We start from the raw sequence: 7,319 nt of genomic DNA, 5'->3' as shown, positions 1-7,319 counted from the left end.
CCTTCTACGCCTTCTGGTGGGAACTGGTCGGGTGGGCACTGCGGCATCCGGACCTCTTCAGCTTCACCTTCCTGCACTGGCATGCCCATGAGTATGGGGCGCAGTCCGCCCCTGCCCCCGGGCCCCGGATTCCGGGCGCTCTCCTGCCACAGTCGAACGGAGGAGCCACCCGCGCACTGGTGCGCGAGGTGCTGGAGAAGGGCGAGAAGGAGGGCGTGCTGACACCGGGCTGCGGCCTTGTGGGCGAGGGGCTGGTGTGGGGCACGCTGTTGGAGCTGGCGCGCGCGGCCCGGCAGGGCGCCAGGGTGGGTGAAGTCGAAGTGCAGTCCTCGGCCGATGCTCTCTGGCGCGCCCTGGCACGTGCGGAAGGCTCCGGGCCACGAGGCACAGGCACGCCACCTCCAATCGCGAAGGAGCCCTCATCCGGGACCTCCGGCAACCTCGTGGCAGCCCCTGGACCTTCGCCGGAAGCGCCATCATCTGGGACGCGTGGCGTTCTCGCAGTCGCCCCTACTCCAGTCCCTCGGAAAGCGTTCCAGCGCCTGGCCAGGAGTACACCAGCCCGGGTAGACCCAGCCGTTCAGACCTCGCAGTCGGAGCTTCCCATTCGAGGGGCCACCCCATGCCCGGTCCGTCTGCGTCAGGCCACCCTCCAGGCCGCGCCCCGCCCTCAGGCCCATCTGCGTCAGGCCGCCCTCCAGGCCGCGCCTCATCTCACGATCCACATCTACCCAGCCGATGCCGGTATCTCCCGGCCCGATGCAGTCCGCCGCCACGCTTTGAAAGAGCCGTCCCCGTGGCGGGTGAGGCCCGGGCTCGGCAAGGCCGTCCACGAACTGACAGACGCGGCCCCGAGCCGGCTCCCTGCCGCGTCACGGGATGGTTACTCCTACCGGCCTGAGGGCGGGACGGGCGAAGGGGAGGAACCAGGTGGGCAGAAAACGCTTTCCGAGCGTCTTGCTGGCATGTGTCACATGCCTGATGGTGGCCTGTGGAGGCTCCGGCGCGGGCGGCAGTCCGTCCGCCGGGCCAGGGCCCGCGGACGAATCCCCGGCACCCAGCCCAGCTCCGGGGAACGGGCAACCCGACGCGGGCGGAACGCCCACCGAAGACACCGACAGCGGGACTCCAGACGCCGGCCCCATTCCAGGCGAGCCTGACGCGGGCTCACCGGACGCGGGGACGACTCCTCCGCCGAAGCCCACCGTGTGTGGCCCTACGGCGGGTGACGCCCGCTGGGTGCAGGAAGGCGAGCTGCTGACGGCCACCGTGACATGCGGCACGGGGTACTCGGCGGCGGACGTGCGCTTCACCGTGGACAACCTGCCCCAGGGCGCGAGCTTCGACGAGGCCACCGCCACCCTGCGCTGGACGCCAGACCGAGCCCAGTCCGCGGTGTGGAACCTCGTCCTGCGCGAGCAGAGCACTGGCGAGACGGGCGCGCTCAAGGTGGGCGTGGCGCCGAACATCCAGGCCTCGGACAAGGTCGAGTTCGCGGACCCGGCGACCTACACAGAGGAGTACGGCCTGCCCGTGTTCCACCTGTCCTTCGAGGGCAGCCTCACCTCGGGAGGCTACAGGCCCGCCCAGCTCGTCTACCGGGGGCGCCGCTTCGACATCGAGGCGCAGTACCGCGGGGCCACCTCCAGCGTGTTCCCCAAGCGCAGCCTCACCTTCAAGTTCAAGGACGAGGACCTCTTCAACGAGCCCGTCTACGGCGATGGCTTCACCCACAAGAAGCGCGTGGTCCTCATCACCACCTTCAATGACAACTCATACCTGCGGGCACGGCTGGCCTTCGACCTCTGGAACCGGATGGCGCCGGACCATGTGAAGGTTCGCACGTACAGCGCCGTGCTCTACGTGAACAACCGGTTCATGGGCCTGTATACGGTGGCGGACCACGTGGACAAGCGCCTGATGGCCGCGCATGGCATCTCCAAGGACGCGGACCTGTTCAAGGCCGTGGACAACAACGCCAACTTCTCCAGGCTGAAGAAGAACGGCGAGCCCAAGCCGAACCTGCACCTGGGAGTGGAGAAGAAGGAGGGCACGCCCGAGGAGAACGCGCCCCACGCCTTCGACACGCTGGACGCGCTCGTGGCCTTCGTCTCCGACTCCGACGCGGCTGGCTTCCGCGCGGGCTTCCCCCAGCGGATGAAGGCCAGCGAGTACGAGGACTGGTGGATCTTCAATACGCTCATCCTCGGCGTGGACTCACAGGGGAAGAACGCCTACCACGCCTATGACCCGGCCACCGGGGGCCCGTGGCGCTACATCCCCTGGGATTTGGACGCGAGCTTCGGTCAGAGCTACGACACCACCCGCACGTCGCCGACGGCGCGACCCACGTTCGCGGAGGACAACCTGCTCTTCCAGCGGATGCTGGACGAGCCGACCGTCGCCGGCCCCATGCGCGAGCGCTACCGGAAGCTGCTGCGCGAGGAGCTGCAGCTGGAGACGGCGCTCTCCCTCATCGACGGCTATGTGAGGGAGTCCGCGCCGGTCGCGAAGCGGGACTGGGCGAAGTGGGGAACCCGGTACACGACGTTCGCCTCACCGGACGAGCCTCCCGAGAACGGCTACGGCAACTTTCCCAACTGGCACTCGCGCCAGGACTTCAACTCCTATGAGGAGGAGGTGGAGTACGTGCGTCAGTGGGTGAGGACCCGCTGGCCGGCGCTGCGGGAGCAGCTGCCGTAGGCCGGCGAAGGCTCCGCCAGCGTGCGACGAGGTCCCGGGCGGCCCGGGGCCAGTCGGGGAAGTGGAAGGTGAAGCCGGCCTCGAGCAGGCGTCCCGGCACCACTCGCCGGCTCTTCAGCAGCAGCTCCGTGTCCGTCCGCAGGAAGAACGCGCCCACCTCCAGCATCCACTTCGCCGCGGGAAGACCGGGCCCCACGCCCGCCGCGGCGCGGAGCTCCTTCATGAAGTCCCGGTGGGGGAGCGGGCGTGGCGCGGCCAGATTGAAAGCGCCCTCCAGGTCGTCGCGCTCCAGCAGGAACTGGACGGCCCGGACGAAGTCGTCCTCGTGAATCCACGACACGAACTGGCGCCCGCCGGCGACCGCCCCACCGAGCCGGAAGCGCACCAGCCGGAGGAGCACGTCGAAGACGCCGCCCGCGTCGGCGCTCATCACCATGGCGGTGCGGAGCGCCACCTTGCGCGTGCGCGGCGTGTCCGCCTCCGCAAGCGTCCGCTCCCACGCCTTGGCGATGTCGATGCTCTGTCGCCAGTACGCCGGCGCATCGGGCTCTTCGCCGCCGATGAGGCCCGTGGCCTCGTCGTTCGGCGCGTCGAAGCGGTGCGCGTACAGGGTGGCCGTGCTCATCTGGAGCCACAGCCGGGGCGGCTGCTTCGCCCGCGCAATGGCCTGCCCCACTGCCCGGGTCGACTCCACGCGCGAGTCCATCATCGCCCGCAGATTCTCGGCGGTATAGCGGCAGTTCACGCTCCGCCCGGCCAGGTTGATGACCACGTCCGCGCCGTCGAGTTCCCCGGCCCAGGCGCCCACGGTGCGGCCATCCCACGGCACGGTGCGCGAAGCCCCGTCTCCCCCACCCCGGCTGAGGATGACGACGTCATGCCCCCGCGCTCGAAACGCGCGAGCCAGAACCCCACCCACCTGCCCCGTGCCTCCAGGAATCACGATTCTCATGGCCGCTCCCTTCGGCTGTCCGTCGCTGGGGGCCTCCGTCACCCGGCCTCGGCGAGAGGACTGCCTGGAACTTCTCTTGCGCCGCTTGAAGGCACCGTGCAATAAATAAGTGAACGCGTTCACTTTAAATGGTGCGACGATGAAGAAGCAGGGCAGCGCGGGGGACGGAGAGCGTCGGCGCAGGGGACGCCCCCGAGGCGCCACGGAGCAGGGGCTGGAGACGCGCCAGCACCTGTACGCCACGTCGCTCGGGCTCATCGCGGCGCGCGGCTTCGACGAGACGACGCTGAGGGACATCGCGAAGGAGGCCGGGGTCAGCGTCGGGCTGCTCTACCGCTACTTCCCCAGCAAGCGCGCCATCGTCCTCGCGCTCTACGACGAGCTCTCCGCCCGGTACGCGGAGCGCGCCGCGAAGCTGGCGCCGGGTCCATGGCGCGAGCGCTTCCTGCTTGCGCTGGGGGCCAGTCTGGAGGTCCTCGGCCCCCACCGGGAGCCACTCAAGGCGCTGGTGCCGGTGCTGGTGGGAGGCCAGGAGGAAGGGCTCTTCGCCCCCGGTACGGCCTTCTCACGGCTGCGGGTGCAGGGGGCCTTCAGCGAGGCGGTGCTCGGAGCCACGGACGCGCCCAGGGGCAGCGTGGCCCCGGCGCTGGGCCGCGTGCTGTACGTGGTGCACCTCGCGGTGGTGCTGTGGTGGCTGCTCGACAAGAGTCCCCGGCAGCGCGCGACGGACGGCCTCATCCGGCTGCTGGAGCGACTGCTCCTCCCCGCCTCCCTCGCGCTCCGGGTCCCCGGGGCCGGCGCCTTCGTTCGCACCGCCGACGCCCTGTTCCGGCAGGGGCTGCTCGGAGAGCAGGAGTCCGCCGCCGAGGAGGAGGAAGCCTCATGAGCCTCGCACTGCACTCCCACAACCACCACGCCTTTCCGGGCTCGGCGCGCATGGGACGGAAGACTCACGAGTGGGACCTGGGCTGGGCGGTCCTCCGGGCCTTCGAGCGGCTGGGACTCGTCAGGGCCGTGAGTCCCTGACGGACGGGGAGACGGCCCGGGCACCTACGGACTGGCGGAGACGAGCGCCTTCACTCGCTCGACCACCGGGAGCAGCACCTCACCAATGCCCGCGTCGATGCGCAGGTCGGCCACCTCGTCGAACGGCGTCCCCTCCCGGCCGAGCAGGATGAGCCGCGCCCCGGCCTCCATCGCCACGCGAGGCAGGTCATTGTCCGGGAACACCTCCAGCGACGGGCCGATGGCGAAGAACACCTCGCTCTCCGCCGAGTGCGCGAGGGCCGCCTCCACCTCCTTCGCGGGCAGCGAGTCGCCGAAGCCCACCACCGAGGAGACGATGCGGCCCTTGCACAGGGGACAGCGCGGCTGCCCCTTCAGGGGGCGCTGGGTGCGGTAGGCCTCGCCCCACACGCGGCGGTCCCACCCCACCTGCCCGAAGGTGAAGCGCGCCTCGCAGCCCAGGCACCGCATCAGCTTGCCGTTGCCGTGCAATTCCGCGAGCCGCTCGGCCGGGAAGCCCGACTCCAGGTGGAGGTTGTCCACGTTCTGCGAGATGAGGAACTCGAGCCGCCCCAGGCGCTCCAGCTCGACGAGCGCCAGGTGCGAAGGGTTGGGCCGCGTTTGCGCGGGGGCCGTGCCCCACTTCGGCGGGGGCAGCCCCGCGTCCCGGCGGCTCCCCACCCCGTCCGGGCCCCGGAAGTCCGGCGGGCCCGAGTCGGTGCTGATGCCAGCTCCGGTGAAGGCCACCACGTGCCGGCTGGCGGCAATCCACTCGGCCGCCTGGTCGATTTGTCGGTTGAGCTCGGCTGTCACGGTGGGCGCCCTCGCTGGCCCGGATGGGGCCAGACTTCATCTAACGCGCCGCACCGTGCGAGCCATCCCGACTCGCGACGGGTGCTCTAGAATTGCGCTTGGCCCGGGACGCGCGGGTAGGGAATGGCGTCGCGGATGTTCTGCAGGCCGCACATGTAGACGATGAGCCGCTCGAAGCCGAGCCCGAAGCCGGCGTGCGGCACCGTGCCGTAGCGGCGCAAGTCGCGGTACCACTGGTAGTGCTCGGGCTGGAGGCCGAACTTCCGCATGCGCGCGTCGAGCACGTCCAGCCGCTCCTCGCGCTGGCTGCCGCCGATGATTTCGCCGATGCCGGGGGCCAGCACGTCCATGGCGGCCACCGTCTTCCCGTCCTCGTTGATGCGCATGTAGAAGGCCTTGATGGCCTCCGGGTAGTTCATCACCACCACGGGCCGGCCCACGTGCTCCTCGGTGAGGTAGCGCTCGTGCTCCGTCTGGAGGTCCTTGCCCCACTCGGGCGCGTACTCGAACTTCTTCTTGGCCTTCTTCAGGATTTCGATGGCCTCGGTGTAGTCGATGCGCTCGAAGCTGGAGTTGATGAACTTCTCCATGCGCTCGGTGACGCCCTTCTGCACGCGCTCCTCGAAGAACTTCATGTCCGGCGCGCAGTCGGCGAGCACCGCCTTGAAGACGGACTTGAGGAAGCGCTCCGCCAGGTCCGCGTCCGCGTTGAGGTCCGCGAAGGCCAGCTCCGGCTCAATCATCCAGAACTCGGCCAGGTGGCGCGCGGTGTTGGAGTTCTCCGCCCGGAAGGTGGGGCCGAAGGTGTAGACCTTCGACATCGCCAGGCAGTACGCCTCCACGTTGAGCTGGCCGGAGACGGTGAGGTACGCCTCCTTGCCGAAGAAGTCCTTGTGCCAGTCAATCTTCCCTTCCGGCGTCCGGGGCGGATTCACGGCGTCCAGCGTGGAGACGCGGAACATCTGCCCGGCGCCCTCCGCGTCGCTGGCGGTGATGATGGGCGTGTTGACCCAGAAGAAGCCCTCCTCGTCGAAGAAGCGGTGCACGGCCTGCATCGCGCGGTGGCGCACGCGCGTAATCGCGCCGAAGGTGTTGGTGCGCACGCGCAGGTGGGCCACGTCGCGCAGGAACTCCAGCGTGTGCTGCTTGGGCTGAATCGGGTACGTGTCCGGGTCGTCCACGAAGCCCAGCACCTGGACCTCGTCGGCCTGGACCTCGAAGGACTGCCCCTTGCCCTGGGACTTCACCAGCGTGCCCCGGCAGACGACGGAGCAGCCCGCGGTGAGGTGCAGCACCTCCTTCTCGTAGTTGGGCAGCGTGGCCGGGGCCACCACCTGGATGGGGTCGAACGTGGAGCCGTCGCTGACGTTGACGAAGCTGATGCCTGCCTTCGAGTCGCGGCGCGTGCGCACCCACCCGCGGACCTCCACCTTCGAGCCCTCCTCCGCCGCGCCCGCGAGGACCTTCTTCACACTGACGACCTGCATTGACGCTCTCCCTTGAGCCAGTTCCCGATTCCGGGGAGTTAGCCGTGCGTCGGGCCAGAGGACAAGGGCGGCGTGGTGCCCGGGGGCCCCGAATCCCCGTCCGACGGGCCGGACTCCGACCTTGAAACGGGCCTTGAAGCGGGGCCTCCAGGGGCCTCGCCAGGGGCCGGAACCCGGGCGCCGTGGGGGTCCCCCTTCCCCACCCCACCCGGAGGCCCTTTTCGGGGCATCCAGGGGCCCTGGCGGGTGCCCGGACGGCCCCCGAGCATGTCAGACCCCATAGGTATCTTCTTCCCATGGCCGCCAGAAAGGGGCCCAGCACTCCCGCAACACTTCCACGCCATTCGCGGGCCTTCGGG

6 protein-coding genes are annotated in these 7,319 nt (G+C 69.7%); 3 read left to right on the top strand and 3 right to left on the bottom strand.

All coding sequences use genetic code 11. The annotated features are described in order from the left end of the window. Positions 1-981: 981 nt before the first annotated feature. Positions 982-2,703 (top strand): CotH kinase family protein, encoded by a 1,722-nt coding sequence (locus G4D85_RS47205; RefSeq protein ID WP_164021480.1) that lies wholly within the window; start codon positions 982-984, stop codon positions 2,701-2,703. Here the strand turns inward: G4D85_RS47205 and G4D85_RS47200 are convergent. Next, entirely contained in the window at positions 2,621-3,655 is a 1,035-nt protein-coding gene (locus G4D85_RS47200) for a TIGR01777 family oxidoreductase (protein ID WP_164021478.1), read from the bottom strand. The two genes, G4D85_RS47205 and G4D85_RS47200, sit on opposite strands and share 83 nt — an antisense overlap. Before the next feature lie 139 nt (positions 3,656-3,794). Between G4D85_RS47200 and G4D85_RS47195 the strand changes: the two genes are divergently transcribed. Together G4D85_RS47195 and G4D85_RS47190 are read left to right on the top strand one after the other, a co-directional pair. Then, positions 3,795-4,541 carry a TetR/AcrR family transcriptional regulator gene (locus G4D85_RS47195; protein ID WP_164021476.1) on the top strand — a complete coding sequence of 249 codons (747 nt, stop codon included), beginning with the start codon at positions 3,795-3,797 and terminating at the stop codon, positions 4,539-4,541. Beyond that, positions 4,538-4,681: a hypothetical protein gene (locus G4D85_RS47190; RefSeq protein ID WP_164021474.1), complete on the top strand. Its 144-nt coding sequence runs from the start codon at positions 4,538-4,540 to the stop codon at positions 4,679-4,681. Before G4D85_RS47195 ends, G4D85_RS47190 begins: the two co-directional genes overlap by 4 nt. A gap of 24 nt (positions 4,682-4,705) precedes the next feature. On the opposite strand, the gene G4D85_RS47185 is transcribed toward G4D85_RS47190, so the two are convergent. Together G4D85_RS47185 and asnS are read right to left on the bottom strand one after the other, a co-directional pair. Further along, positions 4,706-5,473: an SIR2 family NAD-dependent protein deacylase gene (locus tag G4D85_RS47185; RefSeq protein ID WP_164021472.1), complete on the bottom strand. Its 768-nt coding sequence runs from the start codon at positions 5,471-5,473 to the stop codon at positions 4,706-4,708. Positions 5,474-5,559: 86 nt separating this feature from the next. Then, a complete protein-coding gene (gene asnS / locus G4D85_RS47180) occupies positions 5,560-6,960 on the bottom strand; it encodes an asparagine--tRNA ligase (protein WP_164021470.1) in 1,401 nt (466 codons plus the stop codon). Positions 6,961-7,319: the final 359 nt, after the last annotated feature.

The organism is Pyxidicoccus trucidator (assembly GCF_010894435.1).
GTDB lineage: Bacteria > Myxococcota > Myxococcia > Myxococcales > Myxococcaceae > Myxococcus > Myxococcus trucidator.
The sequence above is the reverse complement of the archived record's forward strand: the minus strand, read 5'-3'. Positions and strand labels throughout refer to the sequence as shown.

What these genes read in the sequence shown, in the direction of transcription:
- G4D85_RS47205 (WP_164021480.1), top strand. Translation starts at nt 982, where the DNA reads ATGGTGGCCTGTGGAGGCTCCGGCGCGGGCGGCAGTCCGTCCGCCGGG.
- G4D85_RS47200 (WP_164021478.1), bottom strand. Translation starts at nt 3,655, where the DNA reads ATGAGAATCGTGATTCCTGGAGGCACGGGGCAGGTGGGTGGGGTTCTG.
- G4D85_RS47195 (WP_164021476.1), top strand. Translation starts at nt 3,795, where the DNA reads ATGAAGAAGCAGGGCAGCGCGGGGGACGGAGAGCGTCGGCGCAGGGGA.
- G4D85_RS47190 (WP_164021474.1), top strand. Translation starts at nt 4,538, where the DNA reads ATGAGCCTCGCACTGCACTCCCACAACCACCACGCCTTTCCGGGCTCG.
- asnS (WP_164021470.1), bottom strand. Translation starts at nt 6,960, where the DNA reads ATGCAGGTCGTCAGTGTGAAGAAGGTCCTCGCGGGCGCGGCGGAGGAG.